Genomic DNA, 978 nt, shown 5'->3' with positions numbered 1-978 from the left:
TCTCTGATAAATTCAACCAGTCTGATTGCTTCATCTGCTATCATTGCTTCTTCTCCTTCTTCATCGGATACATTGAATAGCTGGAATTCTTGTCCAGAACGTAAAGGACTCTGTTACGGAATCTGGTCCAATTGGTATAGCCGTTTGCGTTCTTCTTGATGCATTTGATGATTGAATTCCTGTTTTCAATGATCGCATTGTTCATTTTCTTTTCCTGAGCTGCCACATGGCCTGTGCTCTGATCTATCTGATATTCATATCCTACGATGTGAAAGGAATTGATGATTTCCTTTCTCCATTTTTTCAGTGTCTTCGCAAATGCATTCATCTCTGTCACAGATGAATCATCGAATTCTTCTATAATTCTGTTAAGCTTTTCTCCGGCATTTTCAATCGTTGCCGTACTGTAGAAGTCAACAATTGAATCCTTCATGTTCCATGCTTCCTGCAGCTGAGGATCAATGCCGAACAGCAGGTCTTTGATCTCATACAGATTCATATATTTTCTGAAGTGACCGTTCCATTTTCTTTCTGCATTTGGATCCATGACCGGCTCACTGTTGATGTCTGATTTGAAGATCATCCAGTTGAACTTCTTCAGAAGATAGTATTCATCGCTTTTCCTGTTTCCTGAGTATTTCTTCATCGTCCTGATTCGCACGGAATCTATGCGCCTGCCGAGCTCCTGTGACAGATGGAAATGATCCACAATACACACACTGTTCGGAAAGCATGTCCTGGCAATTGAACGGTAGCAGTCATACATGTCGGAGCAGACATATCTGACATTGTCGCGCTCTTCCTTCGGTATCCGCATGAAATAGGAATGAAGATAGTCATATCTTCTTGAAGGAAGCGCGTCGATCGGATCATGCGTCTTGAAGTCAAGAAGCACGCACACGTATTTGGAATCGTCAGATCTGAAGGCATATACTTCATCGAAGTTGATCATTTCCGGCAGTTTCTTCCTCTTCATGT

At 41.9% G+C, this 978-nt stretch carries 1 protein-coding gene; it reads right to left on the bottom strand.

What is annotated here, in order from left to right; translation table 11 throughout:
- Positions 1-40: 40 nt before the first annotated feature.
- On the bottom strand, positions 41-978 hold a 938-nt coding region (locus ACTND6_RS11035; protein ID WP_441024296.1), incomplete at its 5' end, for an ISL3 family transposase.

This window comes from Bulleidia sp. HCP3S3_C9 (assembly GCF_052064035.1).
Classification (GTDB): Bacteria; Bacillota_I; Bacilli_A; order Erysipelotrichales; family Erysipelotrichaceae; genus Bulleidia.
This window is presented reverse-complemented; position numbering and strand designations above follow the sequence as displayed.